Origin of the sequence: Pseudomonas sp. GM78 (genome assembly GCF_000282475.1) — a bacterium.
Lineage (GTDB): Bacteria > Pseudomonadota > Gammaproteobacteria > Pseudomonadales > Pseudomonadaceae > Aquipseudomonas.
This window is the reverse complement of sequence record NZ_AKJF01000109.1, coordinates 36,805-59,045: the sequence shown is the minus strand read 5'-3', so window position 1 is coordinate 59,045 and position 22,241 is coordinate 36,805. Positions and strand designations below refer to the sequence as shown.

Here is a 22,241-nt window from a genome sequence, read left to right as displayed (position 1 = left end):
CGAGCAACCTTGTTCAATCGTTGATTCAACATGTCGCCACAACAATTTTTGCAACTTGGGCCGCTGCGCCTGGAATATCGCCAAATCCCTGCGGCTGACCCATCGCGACCGACGCTTGTGCTGCTGCACGAAGGCCTCGGAAGCGCCGATCAATGGAAAGACTTTCCCCAGCGCCTGGCCCAGGCCAGCGGTTACGGTGTAGTCACTTACAGCCGTCAGGGTTATGGGCAATCGAGCCCGGTAACCCTGCCGCGTCCGCTGAACTACCTGAGCAGCGACGGGCCTCGTGAACTGCGGCAACTGCTCGATGCCTTGCAACTGCCGCAAGTGGTCTTGCTCGGTCACAGTGACGGCGCATCCATCGTCCTGGCCTATGCCGCCGCCAACGTTCCGCGCGTGTTGGGCAGCATTGCATTGGCGCCTCACGTGATTGTCGAGACCGAAAGCCTCGATGGCATTCGCCATACCACTGAGGCTTGGCATCAGGGCGAATTGCGCGAACGCCTGGCGCGCCACCATGGGAGCAATGTCGACGGTGCTTTTCACGGCTGGAGCGACAGTTGGTTGCACCCGGACTTTTCCCTGGACGATCTCGAAACGCAGTTGGCTTATATCGAAAAACCGCTGCTGGTCATCCAGGGTCGCGAAGACCACTACGCGACGCCCGAGCAACTGGTGGTCATCCAGCGGCAGGTGCCTGGACCCTGCCGATGTGTGTTACTGGATAACTGTCGGCACTTTCCCCAGACCGAAGCGTCCGAGCAGACCTTGCAGCTGATCTGCGAATTCCTGGAGCACCTCCCCGCCTTTATTTGAAATTGCCTTGGGTTTCTGGAATCACCACACTGCCAATCAGGTAGATCACAGACAGACCGACGGCAAAAAACGCCAGTACCATGGGGATCTGCGCGGGGCTGCTGCTGACCAGAGACACAAAGGTCGGCATGGTTCCGCCGAGGGCGAAACCGATGTTCCAGGACAATCCGGTGCCGCTGGCTCGCAGCTCGGTGGCAAAGCGTTCGTTGAGGAAGATCAGGATAGGCGCGATGATCGCCCCGCCCATGAAGCCTATGCCCATGCAATACAGCGCAGTGCGGGTCAGCGAACCCGGTTCGGCGACCCCAAGGAACATCATGGGCAGGCCCACCAGGTTGATCACACCCAGCAGCATGAAGGTCTTCTTGCGACCGATCAGGTCACTCAGGTAACCGAAGGCCAGTGCTCCGACAATGGTTGCCACCGACCCATACATGAGCAGCTGCGAAGTCTGGGTATGAGGCACTTTGGCGACCACGTTGAGCAATGTCGGCAGATAACCGCAGGCCAGGTAATACGTGGCACCGCCGCCGAAGGTAATGAGCAGATTGACCAGCATCACGGCGCGGTACTCACGACCGAACAGACGCTTGAGTGGCGACACGACCACGACCGTCGGCCCCTTGTTTTTACGCGCTTGTTGCAGTTGCTGCCAGACCGGGGTTTCTTCCAGGTAACGGAACATCACCAGCCCGAAAAAGGTGCTGAGCAGACCGCAGAAGAACATGCAGCGCCAGCCCCAGACATCAAATTCACCTCCGGGAAAGATCTGCGACAACACCAGATAAGTGGCTGACGCCAACAACGCGCCCATGCCGGCACCGGCGCCACCGATCAACCCGGACATCAAGCCGCGATAGCGCGGCGAGATGGATTCGGTGCCGATGGTGTGAGTGGAAGCGACGATGCCGCCAACGAAAATGCCCTGAATCACCCGCAATACCAAAAACAGTATCGGGGCCAACACCCCGACCTGGTGAATGGTTGGCAACACGCCAAACAGTGCCGTGGAAATACCGACGCCGACCATCGATACCATCAGCGCACGCTTGCGACCGTGTTTGTCGGCATACGCGCCAAAGATCGCCGAGCCCAGTGGACGCACCAGCAAGGCCACGGCGAACGAGGCGTACACGGCGGCCAGCGACAGTGTCGGGGTGTCCGAGGGGAAGAACAGGCGGCCAATGATCGGCGCCACATAGAGCAGAATGAACAGGTCAAACAAATCCAGCGCCCAGCCGAATGTCGAGGCAAATGCCGCGAGCAAAGCCTTACCCGGTGGAATCTGCGGTGTATCGATAGCGGCGCTGGTGGGTGATGCAGTTATTGTTGTTGTCGTAGTCATGGTTGCCTCACACAAGCGGTGAATCAAAAGGAGCGGCAGGCCCTGCTCCGTAAGGCGTACGCCGTTACCAACATACTCCCGGGCCTGTTCGCCGGTACGATTTACTCGCCGATAAACACGGCTTCACGCTTGCTGTGAAACGCTTCGACGCCTTCCTTGAAGTCCTTGGAACTGCGCAGACGGCTATAGCAGTGACCTTCCATTTCGATCGCGACGGTCAGCGGCGCATCTTCGTTGTCGTTGATCAGTTTTTTCGCCGTGCGCTGAGCCAGCGGCGAGAATCGCCGCAGTTCATCGACCAATGCATCGACGGTGCTTTCCAGTTCGGCATCCGGCACGACCTCGGTAGCGATACCCCAGGCATAGGCCTGGTCGCCGGTGATGCGTTTGGCGCGCATCACCATGTGCTTGGTGCGGGTGATGCCGATGATTTTCTGCAAGCGCGCGGAGCCACCCGAGCCCGGGATCTGACCCAGGTTCTGCTCAGGCAAGGCGTAGCGAGTGGTTTGCGAAGCAATACGGAAATCGCAGGCCAGGGACAGTTCGAAACCGACGCCGAAGGTGTAACCACGGTTGGCGACGATCACCGGTTTTTCGCAACGTGCCGGTGCCGCGACGTTCCAGGCCAGCTTCGAAACGTGCTCGGGCGAGGCTTCGAGGAAACCCTTGATGTCGCCGCCGCTGGAGAAGTGTTCACCCACCGAGCGCAGCACGATGACGCGCACGTCTTTGTGTGCATCGAGGGCTTCGAAGACCAGGCGCAATTGATCGCGCTGCCCCATGGAAATGACGTTCAATGGCGCCCGGTTGAGGATGATGTCGGCGCGCTCGCGGGACACATCGACTTCAACCTGGAAGCCATCGAACTGAGTGTCGAGAAATTGCTGGATCGCTTGTTGTTGCATGAGAGTGTCCTCTGGATGATTAGCTGATGGCCTTCAAGGCCTGTTCCTGGAATTGGGCGAGCAGCACGCGCCGCAGCACCTTGCCCACTGGAGACTTGGGAATCTGATCGATGAACTGGTAACGCCGTGGCCGCTTGAATTTGGCCAGGCCCGAAGCGATGCAATGGGCATCGAGGTCTCCTTCCGAGACCTCGGCGCGCGGCTTGATAAACGCGGCAATGATCTTGCCCCACTGCTCGTCGGGCAGACCGACCACCACCACTTCTTCCACTGCCGGGTGCAGAGAGAGCATGTTTTCGATTTCCGCCGGGCTGACGTTTTCGCCGCCGGTGATGATCAAGTCATCGACACGCCCCGTGACGAACAGATCGCCCTCCAGATCGAAGTAGCCGATGTCACCGGTGAAATACCATCCGTCACGTAATGCCTTGGCGGTCGCTTCGGGGCGGTTCAGGTAGCCTTCGAACGCCTCGTCACTCGCCAGGTCGGCGATGATCTGGCCCTCCTCCAATGGGTTGACCTGCACATCCGCCGTTTCAGCATCGATCGGCACCACGCGCACGCGCTGGTTCATTGCACTGCGCCCTGACGAACCGGGTTTGCGGTTGGCTTGCTGGTCGATGGTGAAGGTGTAGATCTCCGAGCTGCCGTAATGATTGACGAACAATTGCGGCTGGAACGCCTGCTCGACACGACGCATCAAGCCGTCGCTCATCGGCGCACCGGCAAAGCCGATTTTCTCCACACTGGCAACTCGCTCGCGAGCAAAGGCCGGGTGTTCGATGAGCATGTGGTAGAGCGTCGGCACCAGGTAAAGGTTGCTGACTTTTTCCCGCTCGATGGCCTGCAGCGTGGCTTCCACGTCGAACTTCGGCACACAGACGAAATGTCCGTCAATCAGCGCCATGGACAGCAACGAACGCACGCCCATGGTGTGGTAAAGCGGCATGACACCCAGCGTGCACTCGCTCTGGCGGTAGAGGTTTTGCGCCACGTGGGCAACCGCCGCGGCGCGTTCGCAACGGTGCCGACGGGGCACGCCCTTGGGCTTGCTGGTGGTTCCGGAGGTGTAAAGCAGCAGTGAATAGTCTTCGGCGTCGGCCTGCAAAATGATGCCGGAGGGGGTCTGCGAACACAGTTCCTCGAAACTCAGGTCGGTGTTGGCGGCACGAAGTCCGGCGGCGATCCGAGGCAGCCTTGTGGCGGCGCTGCAACCGGCCACGGCGGTCACGGTAGCGTCGTCGTAAGCCACTGCCCGGATTTGCGCATCTTCGATGCAGTAACCCAGTTCATCGGCCGTCGAACGCCAGTTCAAAGGGGTCATGACGATGCCCGTAAACTGACAGGCCCAATGCAAGGTTGCCATCTGCCAGCGGTTTTGCATTGCTACCAGCAGTCGATCACCGCGTTGCAGCCCAAGGCATTGCATGCCCCAAGCGGCGCTCTGGATATCGACGAACCAGTCTTCATAGGTTTTCTTCAACGCACCGTCACTGACCGCCACGGCGTGCGGCCGGCGTTCAACAGCAGCGAGGAAACTGCGTCCGAGATCGAACATTATTGTTATACCCCTTTGTTCGTTTGGCGCTGGGCAGCGACTTCGAGCACGGCCTGGACGATGCCGGTGTAGCCCGTGCAGCGACATAGATGCCCCGAAAGCATGTCGCGTACCTGGGTCTCGTCCGGGTTGGGTACCCGTTCCAGGAAATCCACGCAGGACATGAGAATGCCCGCAGTGCAAAAGCCGCACTGCAAGGCGTGATGACGGCGAAAGGCTTGTTGCAGGTCGCTCAGAGTGTCGTCGTCGGCCAGGGACTCGACGGTCTCGATACGCCGCTCGTGTCCCTGTACTGCGAGCATCAGGCAGGAACGCATGGCGACTCCGTCCACCAGCACCGTGCAGGCACCGCAGACACCGTGTTCGCATCCGACATGGACACCGGTGGCACCGAGGTCGTGGCGCAGGAAGTCGCAGAGTTGGGTCCGCGGTTCGGCTAGCGCTTCGCGGGAGCGGCCATTGAGTTCCAGGCGAATCGGAAAGGTTTGGTCGGCAGTTACACGCATGTTCAGACTCCTTCGATCAGCTGATGACCCAGCTCGCGAATCAGTTGGCGGCGATAGGCAGCGCTGGCCTGCACGTCGTCTTGAGCGTCGAGCGACCAGGCGGTTTGATTGAGCGCGTCCGGCAGCGCCGCACCACGTGGCAGGCTGCGACGTTGCGGACGGTCGGCGACCCCGCCGATGCCGAGTTCGACCTGGTCCGCGCCGATGGCCGCGGCCAGGGAGACAATGGCAAAGTCGCCGTGGCGCATGGCGATTTCGCGGAAGCGATAGGTGATGCCTTCGCGCTTGAGCGGAAAACGCACCTCGACGACCAGTTCATCGGCACGCTTGTCGGTGGTGAGAATGCCTTGGAAGAAGTCGGCAGCCTTGACGATGCGCTTGCCTTTTTTCGACTCGAGAACGATCTCGCCGCCCAGCGTCACCAGGCACAGCGGCAACTCGGCGCTGGGGTCGGCGTGAGCCACCGAACCGCAGACGGTGCCGCGATTGCGCGTCTGGAAGTGACCGATCCAGGGCATCGCCAGTGCCAACAGAGGAACCTCGTCCATCAGGGTCGAACGCGCCAGCAGCTGCGCCTGGCGTACCCCAGCGCCTACCGCCAGGCAATCCTTGCGCAGTTCGATATAGGTCAGCTCAGCCACATGATTGATATCGATCAGCAACTTGGGTTGAGCCAGGCGCATGTTCAGCACCGCCATCAGCGACTGGCCACCGGCAATGATGCGAGCGTCCTGGCCGTACTCGGCGAGCAACTCAACCACCTGACGACGGGTGTCAGCCCGAACGTAATCGAAAGCAGCCGGTTTCATTGCGCACCTCCCTTGCCAAACAGCGCGCCAAGCGAGGCCCGCAGTCGCGCCCACCAGCCGGTGGAGATGGCTTGGCCGCTGACCCGTTGCGACAGGCGAGTAAAGATTTGTCCGATGATCACTTTCGAGGCCCCTTGCAACATTCGGCCGCCGACCGCAGCGACTTTGCCGCTGACCGCCACCTGGTATTGGTATTCCAGACGTGTGTGGCCATTTTCCAGTTGGACGAAACGAACCTTGGCCTGACCCTGGGCCGAACCCATCGAGCTGCTGCCGGAACCGGACAGACGCAATGAATGCGGCGGGTCCAGATCACTCAGGGCAACCTTGGCCTCGAAGCGCGCACGGATCATGCCGACGCCGACGGTGACGTCTGCGCGGTAACGGTTTTCGCCTTCAAGCACGAGGTCGTGGCAACCGGGAATGATTGCCGCCAGCGTCTGCGGGTCGAGCAAGGTATCGAAGACCTGTTGCGGCGCAGCAGGAATCACCACCGAGTCGTTGGCCCGCAGTGCCGGTCCACCGGCAGCTGCCGCGTCCAGGTTTTCATCGGGCTCCATACCGGCGGGCCGTGGCGGCTCGTCGATCCCGATGAGCGTGCGTACTTTCGATGGCGTCAGTGGCAGACGGATGTCCGAGCGGCCAAGGGCGTCGGCCACCGCGTTGGCGATGCACACCGGCGTGCTCATATTGTTGCCCTCGCCCACACCCTTGGCGCCCAGTGGGGTGAATGGCGATGGCGTTTCCATGTGCAGGATCACCGGTTCGATCACTTCCGGTGCGGTCGGCACCAGATAATCGGCGAAGGTCCCGGAGAGGAAACTGCCGTCCTCGCCATAGGCGAACTCTTCCATCAGCGCCGCGCCGAGGCCTTGGGTGAAGCCACCACGAATCTGGCCATCGACCAGCGCCGGGTTGAGCAGGCGGCCGGCGTCATGGCAGGTGACGTAGCGATCAATGTGGATCTCGCCGGTCATGCGGTCGATTTCCAGACCACAGATGTCGAAGACAAAGCCGTAGCACAGCGAGCTGTTGACCTGATCCTGGTCGTCCGGGGCCACCAATTGCGGCGGGCTCCAGAAGGCGGTTTCGCGCAGTCCGCCACTTTCACCTTCCGGCAGCAAGCCCGGCGACCAGTGGGTCGCACCAGCAATCCGATGGAATGGCGCCACCGCCCCGCCATTGACCACAAAAATCTTGCCACCGGCGAAACGAATATCTTCGGGACTGGCCTGCAATTGCTCGGCGGCAATCGCGGCGAGGCGATCGCGGATCTTCAGCGCGGCCTTATAGACGGCACCGGCCACAGCGCCCGCGAAGCGGCTGGAATAGTTGCCAGAGGCAATCGACCAGGCGTCCTTCTGGGTATCCAGCTCGACGTTGACCACGATGGATTCCAGCGCGACGCCTAGCACTTCGGCGACGACCTGAGCGACGGTGGTTTGATGGCCCTGCCCTTGCGGCGCCGAGGACACGTGCACACTGACGTCACCCAACGGGCCGACGTTGATGGTGGCGGTTGCGACAGCGCCGTTTTTCGGACCGGCCTTGCGCCGCTCTTCGGGCGTCATCGCGGTGGTGATGTAACCCATGTTGGAAATCGAAGGCTCGATGACAGCGGCATAGCCAATGCCATAGATCCGGCCTTCGGCACGGGCCTGATCACGACGTTTGAGCAACTCGTCGAGTCCACCGTCAGCCGCCGCCAAGGCAATGCCTGCCTGGTAATTGCCGGAATCGAGCAACGCACCGGCGGCCGCGCGATAAGGGAAGGCATCGGCCGGCACCAGGTTGCGGCGGATCACGTCCAACGGATCAAGGTTCAATTGCACGGCAATGTGTTGCAGCAGCCGCTCCAGGGCGAAATACACCTGCGGGCCACCGAAACCACGGTTCAGGCCGGATGGGGTTTTGTTGGTCAGCACCACTCGGTTGCGCACTTGCAAATTGCGGATCGCGTAGGCGCCCGTCAGGTTGCCGTGCATGCGGTAGAACGTCGCCGGTTCAGGCGCTCTCAGGTAGGCACCACAATCGTCGATCTGGTCATAACGCAAAGCGGTGATGCGGCCATCCGCTTCCACCGCCGCTTCAATTTCGGTCACCCGATTGGTCGCCGAAGAAGCCCCCTGCAAATGTTCCAGACGGTCCTCGACCCACTTTACCGGTGCGCCGACCTTGCGTGACGCCAGGCCCATCATCACCACGTAAGGGAAAACCCCTTGCTTGATGCCAAAGCTGCCGCCGGAATCTTTCGGTGTGCGCAAACGCAAGCGGTTGCCGGGCACATTCAGTGCACGGGCCATGACCGTGTGCAACGCGTAGGGACCCTGGAAATTGGCCAACACGTCATAAATGCCGGTGGCGCGCTCGTACTGAGCCAGCACCACATAGCATTCAATGGGTGTGCAGGAACTGCGCGGAAATTTCACTTTGAGCGAGACCTTGTGCGGCGCCTGCTCGAAAGCCTGCTCCGGCTCGCCATAACGAAAGCGCCGTTCGTTGACCACGTTGCTGCCGACGGCTTCGTGCAGGATCGGCGCCTGTTCGGCGGTGGCCAGTTCGGGGTCGATGATCGGGGGCAGCGGCACGTATTCAACGCGCACACCTTCGATGGCGTCCTCGGCCAGATAGCGGCTCTCGGCGATCACCACGGCCACAGGCTCTCCGACGTAACGCACCTTGTCGACGGCGACGCACCAGTGCTCCATGGGCTGCCGCACCCCCACCGGGAACGGTAGCGCCCAGCGTTTGACGTCTTCGCCGACCAGTACGCCGTGCACGCCTTTCATCAGCAGCGCTTTGGAAAAGTCCACCGAGGTGATCCGCGCATGAGCGTGGGGTGAACGGATGATCGCCGCGTGTAGCGTACCCGGCGGGATCGCAGCGTCATCGGCATAGCAGCCAAGGCCGCGCAACAATGCGGCGTCCTCGACACGGGTCTGACGGGCGCCGATGTGGCCGGTCTGGCTTTCGGTAGCAGGTTGGAAACTAGTCATTTTTCGCGGCTCTTGTTGTTTTGCAGCGCGATAGCGTTAGAGCCGAGTGTGTGAGAAAGGCGCATGGAGCGCCTTGCCTGGGGAGAGGGAGTTCTGCGCTGGGGTCTGAAAATTTGCCTTAGCGTCTGATTTTCAGGTCTGGGACCCGACACAATTGCCGGTCAGGGAGAGGGAAACAGGATGGCTCAGGAACGCTTCGATTTCTGCAAAGGGCATCGGTTTGGCAAAGTAATACCCCTGAAAAATATCGCAGCGACTGACCTCCAGAAAATCCACCTGGGCAGCCGTTTCCACGCCTTCGGCGACCACCGTCAGGCTGAGGTGATGGGCCATGGAAATGATGCCTTGGGTGATCGCTGCATCGTGATGGTCGGTGGCGATTTCCTGGATGAACGAGCGGTCAATCTTGATCTTGTCGATGGGCAAACGCTTGAGATAGCTGAGGCTGGAAAAACCGGTGCCGAAATCATCGAGAGCAATGCGCACCCCCAACGCCTTGAGCCGGTGCAACGTGTCGATCGCCTGTTCAGCGTTATGCAGCAGAAGCGACTCGGTGATCTCCAGCTCCAACTGCTCACCCAGCAGACCATGTTTGTCCAGGGTAGCCTGGATACACTGGACGAAATGGCCACGCTGAAAATGCATCGGCGAAATATTCACGGCCATTGAGATGCCGGTGATGCCCTGCTCGCCTAGCTGGCGCAACTGCGCGCAAGCCGTATCAAGAACCCAAAGGCTTAGCGGGATGATCTGACCACTGTCCTCTGCCACTGGCACAAACACCGCCGGAGAGATGAATCCTTTTTCCGGATGCTCCCAGCGCAGCAACGCTTCGATCCCGACCACCCGCCCCGTGCGCGCGTCTATCTGCGGTTGATAATGCAGCTGTAACGATTGAGTTTCGATAGCCTTTTGCAGGTCATTGCGCAGGCTCGCGTGCTCACAAACGCGCTGATTAAGATCGCTGGTGTACCACTGAAAGTTGTTGCGCCCTTGCTGCTTGGCTTTGTACATGGCCATGTCAGCCTGCTGGATCAGCTGCATCGGCTGCTCGATGTGACCATCGCTCAGGGTGATGCCGATACTGGCACTCACGTGCAAGTCAATGCCCTGGACACAGTAGGGTCTGGCAATGCTGGCCATCAAGCGCTCGGCCACCGGTACAACGTCCTCATCACGAAGCAGGTCCGGCAATAGCACGATAAATTCGTCACCGCCCATGCGCACGATGGTATCCCCGGGACGAACCTGCTGGGTCATACGCTGCGCCACCTCGATCAGCACCTGATCGCCGAAGTAGTGCCCGGTCGAATCGTTGATGGATTTGAATCCATCCAGATCTATGCACATCACCGCCAGACGACGCTTACGCCGACGACTGATGTGACAATCCAGAACAAGCCGGTCTTCAAGCGAGACACGGTTGAGCAAACCGGTCAGACGGTCATGGCTGGCGTTGAAGCTCAATTGGCGCTCGAAATGCTTTTGCTCGCTGATGTCCCGGGCAATGCCAAATACCCCGACGATCTCTCCGTTGACCATGATCGGCAGGTTAGAGATGTCCATGGTCAACAGCTTTTCACTCTCGTCGCGAACCCGCGCCTCGAAGCGCTGAGGCTCTCCGGCGCGGGCTGCGGAAAAATGCTGACTGACCCGTTGCAGGTCTTCTTCAAGCACCAGATGGGAAAAGTGATGACCAATGAAATCGGTTGCGGTGTGCGGTTTCAGCTTCAGGCCTGCTGGATTCACACTCTGGATGTTGCCGCCTAGATCGAGAGCGAACACAGGGTGGGGGTTGTAGGTGAACAACGAACGAAAACGTTGCTCGCTTTCCTCCAGACGTTGGCCGTCACGCTCATGGCGGATCGCGATGACTGCCAGTTGTGCTGCGCAGGCCAGCCGTTGAATCTGCGCCTCGTCCGGCGCATGGGCGCGGTTCTGGTACAGGGCAAATGTGCCCAACACGTTTCCTTGATGGGAGAGCAACGGCACCGACCAGCAGGAACGCAGGTTATGCCCCAGCGCCAGGCTGCGGAAACGCTCCCAGTTCGGATCCCGGGCGATGTCTTCGGTGACCACCAGTTCGCGCCGGAACGCTGCGGTGCCGCAGGTTCCTTCGTGTGGACCAATGGCCATGCCATGAATCGCCTCGCTGTATTCCACCGGCAGGCTGGGCGCCGCGCCGCTCAGCAAGCGTTTGCCCTCGGCATCTGTGAGCAGGATAGAGCAGAAGGTTTCGGGGGCCTGATCGTCAAGCATCTGGCAGATGGCGCTGAGTATTTCGCTCAGATGATGGTCGGTCGCGATCATGCCGAGAATGTCACGTTGAGACTCGGGGAGTGCCTTGCTGTGAAAGCTGGGACGAGTATTCACGGTGATTCCTGAAGACTCTCGAGGTCGTCCGGTCTTCAGAGAGCCTGAAAAAGTGGGCGGCCGATCACTGTCCGCTAGTGCGTCGGACGCGCACTCTATAGAGCACTGACTAACCAAAAAAAGGCTCAGATCCAACATAAAAAACAGTATCAGATGGCCGCCGTTTGCCTGACTTCGCTTTCTCGACTCGCGGCAATTTCTCGACCAATTCTCCACCTCCTGTACAGCATCGCGTTCGCTGTACTGGAAATTCAAACCCACATGGTTGACACCGACCGCCCGCAGGCTTTCGAGAAACTACAGGATCACGTTGTGCCCGACGCACAAATCCAAGTGACTCGGGCACGGGTGAATGGTTGGGGTGTACGGCCGTTTCGATGTTCTGCTGAGCCGCACAGTTCGCAGGCTGCTGCCCGGTTTCCATGAACTTGGACCGATGAACATTTCCATGCCAATAGCCTTCGGACGTGCCGCAGAACATAGTAACGGCCTGCCTATGAACATATGACATGGCCCACTTGTATAGGCGAAGTCTTCGGTGAGCCCCTCCCTGGGTATTACTTCTCGGGTTCCCGATCGCGGAATGGTCGGGTTAGCACCATCCCGGGGGCATTGGCTCGCGATTAGATCCCCATCATTCGCCAGCAAGACAGCGCGGCGAAAGGGTTTCAGGTCCTGCGAGCGCAACCATCGCTACTGGGATGCTGAGATTGCTACGTCCAAGGAACCCTTGAAGTGGCAGCGAACAGCCAACTGGGCCTCCGACCAACTACGAACGAGGGGGGCTGCCGAGAACGAGATGTGCGGGCGTAGAGATCTATTGATAGGTGCAGGCTCCCTCGGAAGCTCAGTCGCGGAGAACTGCTCGACGCTTTCGCGTTTTACCAATTCAATGCCGGCGAGATCACTGTGAGCGTTAAAGCGGGCCGCCATAACGTCTATTGGGGTGAGTCGCTTTTTAATGCTACCAACGGCATTGCCTACTCCCAGGGCCCCATGGACCTGGCAAAAGCGCAGGCCAACCCTGGTACTGAGGCCAAGGAGCTCTATCTGCCGCTGTCACAAATCTCGACCCAGATAGACCTCAACAGCAACCTTGCATTGCAGGCTCAGTATTATCTGGATTGGGAAGCGTCCCGCTACGCGGAGGGTGGCACCTACCTGGCAGCCAGTGATTATCTGCTCAACGGCCCTGGGTGAAATCTTTATAGATGCGGTAACCACGAATGGGAACGAAGTCGACAGTCCTTTGGCGAGAGGCAGTTGTGGGAAGCGGGTGCGGATCACGGGCGGGGCGGCAGAAGATCCTATAAGTGAAGTGGCTGCTTTGTCGAATCCACCCCTTCTGGATCCCGACACCCGAAAGCAAAACGGCATCCCGCCCCTGCTCACGGCGATACTGGACATCACGTTCAAGAATGACTGCCACAACGTGGGGGCGATCTATTGAGACACCGGGCGAAATCGGCTTCGTACCAGGTGATTGGCAGTTCGATAGTCAGATCATTCAAGCAGCGCCTCGACGTACTCTACGTGGCAAGCGAGGACGCAGCGGATTGGCACCCAATTTGACACGATGATCAAGTTCGTTCAGAACTTCGCGAGCCTGATAGGCATCCATCTCGATAAGCTGCTCGAACATCTGCAAACCTTCAAGCTTTGTTCCTTCCGTTCGGTGGAGCGTGATTGCAAGGTCCATGATTTCTCTTCCTGCAAAGACGAGCGCAGATCCCACATTTGTAAGACGGTCTCGCCACAGCTGAATAAGTTGAGTAGCAATTCGAGCCACAAGAACCGCATGGCGAGGAAGTAGGTCTCCCAAACGCTCAACAACGTACGGTTCACTGGGCGGAGGTGCATGCTCTATGTTGTCACTGATCGCCTGTAGAAGTCGCAGGGTGTGCGGTTCTGGCGAGGCTCGCGATTAGATCCCCATCATTCGCCAGCAAGACAGCGCCGGGACGAACCTGCTGGGTCATACGCTGCGCCACCTCGATCAGCACCTGATCGCCGAAGTAGTGCCCGGTCGAATCGTAGCGGCATTGGCACTCGGGGCCTTGCAAGTCGTGGTGCAGCAACTGAACTTTGCCCAATTCAGCGATTCCCCCCTGCTGGAGGGGCTTACCGCATGCGGCCTATTGTTGCTCGGCGTATTCGTATGGCAGCAGTGGAATCATCCGCGACCGTTGTTGCGTTTTCACGGATTGAAAGAGGCGACCTTTCGCACCGGCTTGATGCTGTATGCACTTTATTATTTTATCAACAACGCCCTCGGGTACCTGATCTCCCGATTCCTGCAAGGAGGGCTTGGATATCCCGTGGAAAATGCGGGACACCTGGTGGGTATGACGTCCCTCGCATCTCTCGGCGGAGCCCTGATCTATTTCCGTTACGCCGGTCTTGTCAGCCACAAGAAATGGATCTTCGTCCCAGGTTTTCTGCTTACCGCTTTTATCGGCGGATGGATGGCAAGCATGCCGCCGTATGCCAGTACTTCCTGGCTATTGCTGCCTCTGACCCTGCGCGGTCTGCTGCTGATGTTTGTTGCCTTGCCGGTGGCCAATATCGCCTTTCAGAGCTTCGCAATGGAGCTGTACCCCCACAGCTATCGCATCAAAAATATCGTCAAGCAAATGGCCTACTCGTTTTCGACAGCCACGATCATCGTCTTCGAACAACATCGCGTGGCTATTCATCAGACCAACCTGTCGACAAATGTCAGCGCCAACAATCCAGTATTTGGTCACGCGATGGAGAAGTTGACCCATCACTTCGAGCAGGCGGGCCAAAGTCTATCGGCTGCCCATGATTTGGCGCTTTCGCAGATCTTGAAGCTGGTTGCCGACCAATCTATCTTCATGAGTTATCTCGATGGGTTTCAGTTCATAGCGATCCTGTCGACAGGGGCCGCGATATTTGCACTGTGGCAACGCCGGATTGACTGATGCACCTCTCCCCCAACCCACACTTCTGGCGGATTGCTGCAATCAGTGAACAGCCACCTTGGTGGCAAGCGACCGCAAGACCTACTTATCGATGCGCCAATATGCGTTGTGGAAGCGGCCGTGGATGAGGGGCCGGCGTCATCCACGGCTAATCAACCTTTCTTGCCGAGCCCGAACATCGGACCCCATGCCGCTTTACATCACCGTGCCGGCCCGTTTCGGCGCAAACCTGAGCATCACACGCATATCATGGAGTGCCCCCGCAGGCTTGCAAGTGTAGTTTCATATCAAGCAAGCCTCTGATCGCGAGCTTTCAACTCCGGGCCCTGGAGGTTAACGTATCGCACCGTTTTCGTGGAGCGCCTGCCTATGCCGTACCTCAATCTAGACCGACGCTTCGTCCAACGGAGGAAATACGACCAGGAGGAGTTACTGCGGTCAGACCTCAACGGTCGTAAATTGTCATGGGGTGAGGTTCTGGCAAGCCGTTATGCGATTATCGTCGCGCCGGCTAACTTCGGGAAAACCACTGAACTCAAAGAGCAGGCAAAGAGTGAACGCGCGGCGGGGAAATACGCGGTGTTTATCGAACTGCGCAAAGTGCTTGACCGGGGTGCCTTTGAGGACTCACTGATCCCGTCTGAGGTCGATGCCTTCGAGGCCTGGCAGCAGGTTCCTGATGCGCCAGTCACCCTGTTCATCGATTCCTTGGATGAGGCTTCGCCCAAGCAGCGGGCCGACCTGCATCATGCCCTGAAGAAGGTCCTCAAGGCGGTTCAATGGCCAAACAGTAACACCCAGTGGATCATCTCTACACGCCCGGCCGTACTCTCTCAGGATGTTTTGAGCCAGCTCTCAGAGATTCTGGATGTTCCCCTTGAGGTCACCTCCAAGGAGGAGGCCGACTTGGGAGGGCTGTTTGATGATGAAGCGAACAAGGCCATAACCACCCGTCTAAGCAGCAGCCAGGCCGCCTTGTCCATTTTCTCCCTTGCTTCGCTAACCTCAACCCAAGCCAAAACCTACCTACAGCGTGTACAAGGGGTTGATGATGCAGCCACACTCCTCGAGGTAGCCCACAACAAGGGCCTGCCTGGGTTCACGAAGAGCCCTGGCGGACTTGCGATCCTTGCCCACCTCGATCTGGCAAACCGCCAACCAGAGTGTCTAACGGACGTCTACAAGGGGGTGGTCCAGGCTGTCGAACTCCAACAAGGACGCGACGATCGCCTTTCAACTGCTGGCACTCCCTCTGCACAGGTGGCGGTTGTAAGCAGAATTGCGGCAGCCTCAATGGTTTGTCAGCGGATAAACATCGAGATGCCCTCGGAACAGTTCGGCGTGGATGACGCTGTGCTTTCCGCGCGACTGATTGCGGGTACCCAACTCTCCGAGTCGGGCTTGCAGCAATTGCTGACATCGCAACTATTCATTGATGCTGGCCACCACCAGGTCAAGCTCTACCCTGAGGAACTTGTTCCATTTCTTGCCGCGCAACATTTCGCCTCGCGGGTTCAATCACCCGAAGATGCCAAACGCCTGGTCGATGCGTTTTCCTGGGACGCCCCTACTGGTGAGCGTGGCGTACAGCGTCGGCTGCTGCCGATTTTGGGTTGGCTGGCGACGTTGAGCGCCTACTGCCGGGCAGAACTTTTGCCGCGCGACCCGCAAGTGGTCGCCTTTTTTGGTGACTTACGTAACCGGGACATCCCTATGGCTGATGCCCACGAGGCGATCAGGCGAAGTATTCAACTCGTGGCCACACAAGGGGATCGCCTTGGGCGCAAACATTACGATCTCACACCCGAAAACTACTGGCAGGTTGGCGCAGACTGCAACCTGCCATTGATCAGCGAGCTGTTCGAGCAATATGGTTCAAATCATCGCGCCCGAAGTGCGCTGATCAATATTGCGACCTACAGCCAATCAGACATTCTGCGCCAGCAGGTGCTGAAGGCGTGTCAGTGTGACCTCGCCCTGCTCATGAAACAACGACAGGGCCTCGACCTGTATTACCTGCTGGACCTTGGCGTCAACGAGGACCTTCAAGGCATCGCAACCGCGCTGATGGAGGAAACTGATCTACATGAAAGCCTGATCTCCGCCTCGATTATCCGCCTGGCCTGGTCGCACCTGACGGTGGCCCAGATCGTTACCTTGGTCGAACGACAGTTTGACCGGGGTCAAGGAGCTTACCGCCTGACCTCCACTATCACTGGTCCGGTTCTCGACGCTGCGGATGATCAGCAGGCCTATTAGCTGGCGCGTTCGCTGGTAATTCGCTTGGTCCGGGACCGTCATCTGCCCGACGCCCGAAAGAAAGTCTATTCGGACTTCTCCGATCGTAGGATCAGTTTTGTGATCGATGTACTGGCCTCGCTTATCACTCGTTTAGGGATCCGCTATGAAGCCCGCGTAGTTCTCCTTTGCCTCATCATCCGTCGGTTTTTCCGCGAATGCTTTTATGGTTCGAGTGATTTTTCAGCTCTGCGCACAGCGCTTGGCCAGAACCCGGCGGTACGCTTGGAACTCCTTCGGAAAATCCTACAGCTAACAGTCCCAAATGCTGAATTGCTCATGCAAGCAATTTTTGGCTTTGGCTTTATCTGTGAACCCACCTTGGAGGACGCCACGACGCTCATGTCAGACCCGCTGCGGTCCGCGATTCTGAAATCTCAAGCTAACACCACGGCTGGCAAAAAGCCCCGGCCGACGGCCAAGGAAATTCGACAGAGTCGCTTGACCATGGACGCCACATCACTGGCAACCCTGCACAAAGAGATTGAGCTGATCCGTGACGGCTCTGGACGTCAGACAATTGCCTGGTTGGTTAGCTGGCTTTTGCAGGCAAACACGTCGTCCCGCTACAGCGACGTTAGCATCGAGCCCGTGGCGGCGGTCGCTGGCGCTGACCTGGCAACCGCATTCAAGGCCGGGCTGTCCACGCTTTGGCGCGATCAACTGCCAATGTTTAAGGAGGATGAACCAAGGTCTACGTACCACATCACCGTGGCTGGCTTGCTGGGCCTATGCCAAGAGCTTCGCGACGGCACCGATTTGCCGACCTTGTCGGGGAGCCAGGTAGGACAGGCCATTCAATACGCTTGCTTTGAAATCAACGGATTTCCTAAATGGTTCTGGCCATTGGTCGACGCACACCAGGCTGTGGCGATTGTCGAGTTACAGCAGCTGATCGCGCGCGCGGATCGGGGGCCAACCTCCTTCGAACACGCAGAAGAGTTGCTTGTTGAATTAAAAAACGCACCGGAGAGCATTCAGACAGCGTTGGCGCCGGCGGCCTGGTCCTTTCTTCTTAAACAGCCACGGTGCAGAAATCACACGACCGAGTCGCTCCTCAATCTGGTAAGCAATGTTCCTGGCACAACAACTCAAGACGTGATTGAGGCGCAGGCGTCGAGCCGACTTCAGGCGACATTCAGCACGGCCATGCTTACTGAATCAGGCGAGAGCGTCATTCAGCCCGCTCTACTGGAAACAGTGGCACAAAGTGTCATGTGGGGGGCTTTCTGGCTTACTACCCATCCAGATTCCTTCAAATCCCATCTTGAGCGGTGGCTGGTTGACGCCCGTCCCCAAGCACAGAGTTTTGTTTTCGAACTGGCGGCCTACCTCGGAAAGGACTATGGGTCGAAAGTGATCGGGCTCGCCAAACAGAGTGACGACGGGGTTGACACACTGGCCGCCCTTTATAGATGGACCTTCGGTATCGTCCGACCTGAGAACGACATCGAGCATCCTGAAGGAAGTGTGTATACGCCAGGTAATCGGGATGCTGCCGAGCAACTGCGTGATGCGCTCATACCCGCCATTGCTGCAGCAGGGTCGACAAGAGCCTATGAAGCCCTTGAGGCAATTCGCAAGGTTGCGGGCGACGAGCAAGTACAGTACCTGAGCAGTGTTTTATTCGACATGCAGGAAGCACGCTTCAGTCGTTCGCCAGTATTGCAACGGGATTTTGACAAGTTCGATGACGACTTCAGGCAGCCAGTCGCCGGCACACTTTCGCTGGCGCTGGCGGTCCAGGAAGACCTTCTGGCCGTGAAGTACAGCATTGAAAAAGGTGAGTTCAGTCTTCGTCGGTTCTTCAGCGCCGTGAACTTTTCTCGCATCAGTACCGACAAGGAAGGCCTCGCGTTGGAAGCCGATTTTCAGGCCTTGCTTGGGAGTGAAATGAATCACCTCGCGGGGGCTCGTTATACCGTCACTCGGGAGTCCGAGACAGCAGAGGCCACGCGACGGGATGTGCTTTGTCGGAAAGGTTCAGACTACGCCTCCATCGAACTCAAGATGTCCATGCGCTGGACCGTGCCCCAGTATTTGGAAGCACTCGAGCACCAGTTGGTGGGGCAGTACATGCGCAACCGCAATGCAACGACAGGCTTCCTAGTCATTGTGCTGCAGGAGAAAGATCGAAAATGGCATTACCCTACAGGTTCCGATCGAATGACATTCAGTGAGCTCATTAAATTGCTTCAGACCCGGGCTCTTGAATTAGAAGGGCAGGATCGCAGGCGATTTATTCGAGTGATCGGGATCGACGCGACACCGCCGAGAAGCTTTCGGGACGCCTGAGGATCCAGAGGGCCGGCCCGGTATCGTGGCCGCCACTCAAATGGTCGGCCGATCTCCTATGCGTGCAGTCTTCCTTCGCCCATGAAGGGTTCATCGACACGCCATCCTTCGATGATTTCGCCAGCGAGCGGCAGCTCACCCCGGAGAATTGGCATGGCCCTCAAGGTCGTGGATTACTGGAAAGATCGTAAGCGTCCGGCTACCGGACGCTTATGCAGTTTTCACACAGCGACGTGTTGGAAGTAAATATCCAAAACCGGAAGGAGCTACACGGTTTTGGATATTTACATGCCAGAAATTTCGATATTTACTTCCGGGTAGTTGAAAGGCCAGAAACGACGAATCCCGCTTTAGGCGGGATTCTCAGCCGTCGATTGCATGCGTTCGACGGGGCAGGACGCTGTTACCTGGCACTGGGCCATCTGACTTTCATCAGAAGAGGGGTGCGATCCGAAGATCCCTGTAACCACCCTGTGGTTCACGCCTAGGCGCAGATGAACAATAGTCAATCCATAATCGCTGTGTCAATCCTGCTGTCACCACCTAGATTCACCCCCGATCATCCCTCAGCCCCCGGTTCCGAGGGCTCTTAGCCGCAGAACTGGCTCTTCGCCGGATCGCTACGAAGCGGAAAACGGGCTGCGGCGATCATGGCTTGATCCAGTCGGTGCGGCTCAACTGGCATAATCCGTATGCCTATCCAATAAGGAATGAGGCCGTTAAGGCAATTCAGTCGCTCATGGACTGAAGCTGAACCTCAGGTTCAGTTCAGCTGATTGCTGCATCGGGATCGCAGGCTGCAAGCCGGAGTGTGGAATGGCCGCTGATGGCTGTGGATTCAATCGGTCGATACTACGGATTTTCGGGATTTGGGCTTACGCTTGACGGCGGGAACCTGACGCACCTTCGTCAATTGTTGTTCTAGGGCTTCGGCGCGGGCCTGCTGTGCCGCAGTCAATTGCCTAGATTGACTGAGCTCGTTTTGAGTCGACTCCAGCCGCCGTTGTAACTGCTCGACCTGCCGCCCGGTGGCTTTGAGTTGGATCATCATCGCTTTGCCCTCCTCCCTAGCGTGATCGACCTCGCGGTAAGCGCGATTTTCGACGCCACGGACGTAGCTTTCCTGGGCGATGCGCTCCTGCTCCATCTTTAGCCGCAGCGCCTGCATTTCCTGCTGGAGTGTCTGACTTTGTTGCTGAGCCTCGCCGCGCTCGCGCAACAGGTCTTCACGCTGTTGCTGCAGGTCCTCGATCTGAGTCTGACGCTGCGCCAGCAACAACTCGAGGTCAGCCAGTCGCGTCTCGACGGTTAGGCGTCCCGCCACTGCCTCCACCGTTTGCTGCCGAAACTGCGCCGCATCCTGACGCGCCTGCTCCTCGACGGCAGCGACCCGCTCACGCTCTGCGGCGACTACCTGTCGTTGTTTGTCCAATGCCTGTTCGGCGACACCTTGCGCGAGAAGGATTGCCTGTTGCCACACCGCAACAAAAGCTTGTGACACCTCGTTCGGTAATGCCGGCAAGCGGATCTCGCCACTCAGGCGTTCGGCCAAGCGTGCCCACCACTGATCGAGCAGGCCACCGACCCGCGCCGGACTGCCGCGCCCCAGTTCCAGGCGGACACGTTCCACCGTTGGCCGTTCCCCACGGGCCAACACCGCATCCGCGGCGGCAAACACGTCGTTTTCCGGCACCCCTACTGCCTTGCGACTTCATGAATTTGAAACTTTTCCATCAGAAATGCCGGTAACGCCCCCCAAATGAAAGATAAATTTGAAACTGTCGTGCAAAGAGATCTGCAAATCTGAAACTCTTGCAGTCGACGGCCCCCAGCTAACGGTTCAATTTGTGCTTGCCGGTCCCGCAATGTACCTATCCCAGGCTTGTGCAAGCGACTTGGGTACGGCACAGGTGCATTACAGATTCAGTTTTGCCCCTGCAAACTTCGGTTTTAGAGTTTTGAGGACAGCTGCCGCGCAGTTGAAAGATACTTGGTTGTGCGGAGTGTCCATAAGTCGTATGCCGGCAACGGTTCAAACGCATCGGTGGGCGCAAGCGGCTTGAATTTGATGAGTACGTAGTGAATCCAGACTGGCGGTCGACAAGTCATGGAATAGAAACCCTTCATGAAGGATAACTATCGGTCAAAACCGGTAAGTAGCCCAACTGCAAGCCGGTGAATATAAGACCAGTAGAGCCAACCACATGGAGTCTCATTTTTTCATAAAACCTCATGGGGCAATTGCAACCTTCATGACGCCATCCCTTTGGTGAGCAAACAGCTCATACGCCGCTTCTATGTCATCCAGCTTGTACCGATGAGTCACCAACGGCGACAAATCCACCCCGCCACTCTCCACCACCGCCATCAACCTTCGCATGCGTTCTTTCCCACCCGGGCACAACGTCGTGATGATGCTGTAATCTCCCAACCCGGCAGCAAATGCGTCCAGAGGAATGCGCAGGTCGCTAGAGTACACGCCGAGGCTGGAGAGCCGGCCACCGGGGCGCAGAATCCGCAGCGCCGACTCGAAAGTCCCCTGAGTGCCCAGCGCCTCGATGGACACATCCACGCCGCGCCCATCCGTCAGGGCCATGATTTGTTCAACCACGTCGCCGTCCTTGAAATTGACGACATGGGTGGCTCCCAGTTGTTTGGCGACGCTCATGCGTTCACCCACAGCATCAACGCCAATGATCGTAGTCGCGCCTTTAAGCCGTGCACCGGCCACCGCACAGAGCCCGATCGGCCCCAGGGCAAACACCGCGACGGTATCGCCGATCTCCACCCCGCCTCGCTCGGCCCCGGAGAATCCGGTGGACATGATGTCCGGGCACATCAGCACCTGTTCGTCGCTCAGACCATCCGGAATCGGACACAGATTGGCCAGCGCATCCGGCACCAACACGTATTCAGCCTGGCAACCATCGATGATGTTGCCGAACTTCCAGCCGCCGGTGGCCCGGAAGCCATGGCGGGTGTCTGGGCCATCCTGCGAACCACAACCGCACAGGCAGGCGTAACTCTGGCCGCTGGGGGTGATCGCACCCGCAATCACGCGCTGGCCTTCGACAAAGCCGCGTACCTGCGAGCCCAAGCGTTCGATCACGCCCACCGGTTCGTGGCCCACAGTTAGGCCCTTGGCCACTGTGTATTCGCCGCGCAGGATGTGCACGTCGGTGCCACAGATCGTGGTGGTGGTAATGCGCACCAGTGCATCCAGGGGCCCGACTTCGGGAATGGGTTTGTCGTCGAGAACAATCCGGTTTTTCTCGACGAATATTGCAGCTTTCATGGTCGCCATGGTGATCCCTCCTGATCAGTGCTGCGATTGAGTTCAGCACCAAATCCGGGGTTTGCCCGATTGCCGGATCAAAGGTTGCGACTAAACTGAC

The 22,241-nt window shown here is 58.4% G+C and carries 15 protein-coding genes and 1 pseudogene; 5 read left to right on the top strand and 11 right to left on the bottom strand.

What is annotated here, in order from left to right:
• The first annotated feature begins 30 nt into the window (after nt 1–30).
• Complete coding sequence (locus tag PMI35_RS13315) at nt 31–816, top strand: alpha/beta fold hydrolase (protein ID WP_008060985.1); 786 nt, start codon at nt 31–33, stop codon at nt 814–816.
• On the opposite strand, the gene PMI35_RS13320 is transcribed toward PMI35_RS13315, so the two are convergent.
• The 7 genes from PMI35_RS13320 to PMI35_RS13350 form a co-directional block, all read right to left on the bottom strand.
• Entirely contained in the window at nt 809–2,161 is a 1,353-nt protein-coding gene (locus PMI35_RS13320; RefSeq protein WP_008060983.1) for an MFS transporter, read from the bottom strand. The two genes, PMI35_RS13315 and PMI35_RS13320, sit on opposite strands and share 8 nt — an antisense overlap.
• 101 nt (nt 2,162–2,262) lie before the next feature.
• Nucleotides 2,263–3,066, bottom strand: coding sequence for an enoyl-CoA hydratase/isomerase family protein (locus PMI35_RS13325; protein ID WP_008060981.1), 804 nt, complete (start codon nt 3,064–3,066; stop codon nt 2,263–2,265).
• Nucleotides 3,067–3,085: 19 nt separating this feature from the next.
• Complete coding sequence (locus PMI35_RS13330; protein ID WP_008060979.1) at nt 3,086–4,624, bottom strand: AMP-binding protein; 1,539 nt, start codon at nt 4,622–4,624, stop codon at nt 3,086–3,088.
• 5 nt (nt 4,625–4,629) lie between these two features.
• Nucleotides 4,630–5,130: a (2Fe-2S)-binding protein gene (locus PMI35_RS13335; protein ID WP_008060977.1), complete on the bottom strand. Its 501-nt coding sequence runs from the start codon at nt 5,128–5,130 to the stop codon at nt 4,630–4,632.
• 2 nt (nt 5,131–5,132) lie between these two features.
• Nucleotides 5,133–5,939 (bottom strand): FAD binding domain-containing protein, encoded by an 807-nt coding sequence (locus PMI35_RS13340; RefSeq protein WP_008060974.1) that lies wholly within the window; start codon nt 5,937–5,939, stop codon nt 5,133–5,135.
• Entirely contained in the window at nt 5,936–8,935 is a 3,000-nt protein-coding gene (locus tag PMI35_RS13345) for a xanthine dehydrogenase family protein molybdopterin-binding subunit (protein WP_008060972.1), read from the bottom strand. Before PMI35_RS13345 ends, PMI35_RS13340 begins: the two co-directional genes overlap by 4 nt.
• Nucleotides 8,936–9,067: 132 nt before the next feature.
• Nucleotides 9,068–11,308 (bottom strand): putative bifunctional diguanylate cyclase/phosphodiesterase, encoded by a 2,241-nt coding sequence (locus tag PMI35_RS13350; RefSeq protein WP_008060970.1) that lies wholly within the window; start codon nt 11,306–11,308, stop codon nt 9,068–9,070.
• Nucleotides 11,309–12,127: 819 nt separating this feature from the next.
• Here PMI35_RS13350 and PMI35_RS13355 point away from each other — a divergent pair.
• Entirely contained in the window at nt 12,128–12,508 is a 381-nt protein-coding gene (locus PMI35_RS13355) for a DUF1302 domain-containing protein (protein WP_274517855.1), read from the top strand.
• Nucleotides 12,509–12,815: 307 nt separating this feature from the next.
• Here the strand turns inward: PMI35_RS13355 and PMI35_RS34675 are convergent, their stop codons facing one another.
• Nucleotides 12,816–13,007, bottom strand: coding sequence for a hypothetical protein (locus PMI35_RS34675; protein ID WP_008155394.1), 192 nt, complete (start codon nt 13,005–13,007; stop codon nt 12,816–12,818).
• 229 nt (nt 13,008–13,236) lie between these two features.
• Nucleotides 13,237–13,341 (bottom strand): annotated as a pseudogene (locus PMI35_RS35940) (diguanylate cyclase domain-containing protein); the annotation flags it as partial.
• Here PMI35_RS35940 and PMI35_RS13365 point away from each other — a divergent pair.
• The 3 genes from PMI35_RS13365 to PMI35_RS35370 all read left to right on the top strand — a co-directional run bounded on the left by PMI35_RS13365 (nt 13,327) and on the right by PMI35_RS35370 (nt 18,846).
• On the top strand, nt 13,327–14,253 hold the full coding sequence (locus PMI35_RS13365) for a hypothetical protein (RefSeq protein WP_008060965.1): 927 nt from the start codon (nt 13,327–13,329) through the stop codon (nt 14,251–14,253). The pseudogene PMI35_RS35940 and the gene PMI35_RS13365 sit on opposite strands and share 15 nt — an antisense overlap.
• A 369-nt stretch (nt 14,254–14,622) precedes the next feature.
• Nucleotides 14,623–16,512: a hypothetical protein gene (locus tag PMI35_RS35375; protein ID WP_008060964.1), complete on the top strand. Its 1,890-nt coding sequence runs from the start codon at nt 14,623–14,625 to the stop codon at nt 16,510–16,512.
• Between the two features lie 99 nt (nt 16,513–16,611).
• A complete protein-coding gene (locus PMI35_RS35370) occupies nt 16,612–18,846 on the top strand; it encodes a hypothetical protein (RefSeq protein WP_008060962.1) in 2,235 nt (744 codons plus the stop codon).
• An 838-nt stretch (nt 18,847–19,684) separates the two neighbouring features.
• On the opposite strand, the gene PMI35_RS13370 is transcribed toward PMI35_RS35370, so the two are convergent.
• Together PMI35_RS13370 and PMI35_RS13375 are read right to left on the bottom strand one after the other, a co-directional pair.
• Nucleotides 19,685–20,539, bottom strand: coding sequence for a DNA-binding protein (locus tag PMI35_RS13370; protein ID WP_008060954.1), 855 nt, complete (start codon nt 20,537–20,539; stop codon nt 19,685–19,687).
• A gap of 537 nt (nt 20,540–21,076) precedes the next feature.
• Entirely contained in the window at nt 21,077–22,150 is a 1,074-nt protein-coding gene (locus PMI35_RS13375; protein WP_008060952.1) for an NAD(P)-dependent alcohol dehydrogenase, read from the bottom strand.
• Nucleotides 22,151–22,241: the final 91 nt, after the last annotated feature.

Coding starts and splice junctions, on each gene's coding strand:
- PMI35_RS13315 (WP_008060985.1), top strand. CDS start 31: ATGTCGCCACAACAATTTTTGCAACTTGGGCCGCTGCGCCTGGAATAT.
- PMI35_RS13320 (WP_008060983.1), bottom strand. CDS start 2,161: ATGACTACGACAACAACAATAACTGCATCACCCACCAGCGCCGCTATC.
- PMI35_RS13325 (WP_008060981.1), bottom strand. CDS start 3,066: ATGCAACAACAAGCGATCCAGCAATTTCTCGACACTCAGTTCGATGGC.
- PMI35_RS13330 (WP_008060979.1), bottom strand. CDS start 4,624: ATGTTCGATCTCGGACGCAGTTTCCTCGCTGCTGTTGAACGCCGGCCG.
- PMI35_RS13335 (WP_008060977.1), bottom strand. CDS start 5,130: ATGCGTGTAACTGCCGACCAAACCTTTCCGATTCGCCTGGAACTCAAT.
- PMI35_RS13340 (WP_008060974.1), bottom strand. CDS start 5,939: ATGAAACCGGCTGCTTTCGATTACGTTCGGGCTGACACCCGTCGTCAG.
- PMI35_RS13345 (WP_008060972.1), bottom strand. CDS start 8,935: ATGACTAGTTTCCAACCTGCTACCGAAAGCCAGACCGGCCACATCGGC.
- PMI35_RS34675 (WP_008155394.1), bottom strand. CDS start 13,007: ATGGACCTTGCAATCACGCTCCACCGAACGGAAGGAACAAAGCTTGAA.
- PMI35_RS35375 (WP_008060964.1), top strand. CDS start 14,623: ATGCCGTACCTCAATCTAGACCGACGCTTCGTCCAACGGAGGAAATAC.
- PMI35_RS13375 (WP_008060952.1), bottom strand. CDS start 22,150: ATGGCGACCATGAAAGCTGCAATATTCGTCGAGAAAAACCGGATTGTT.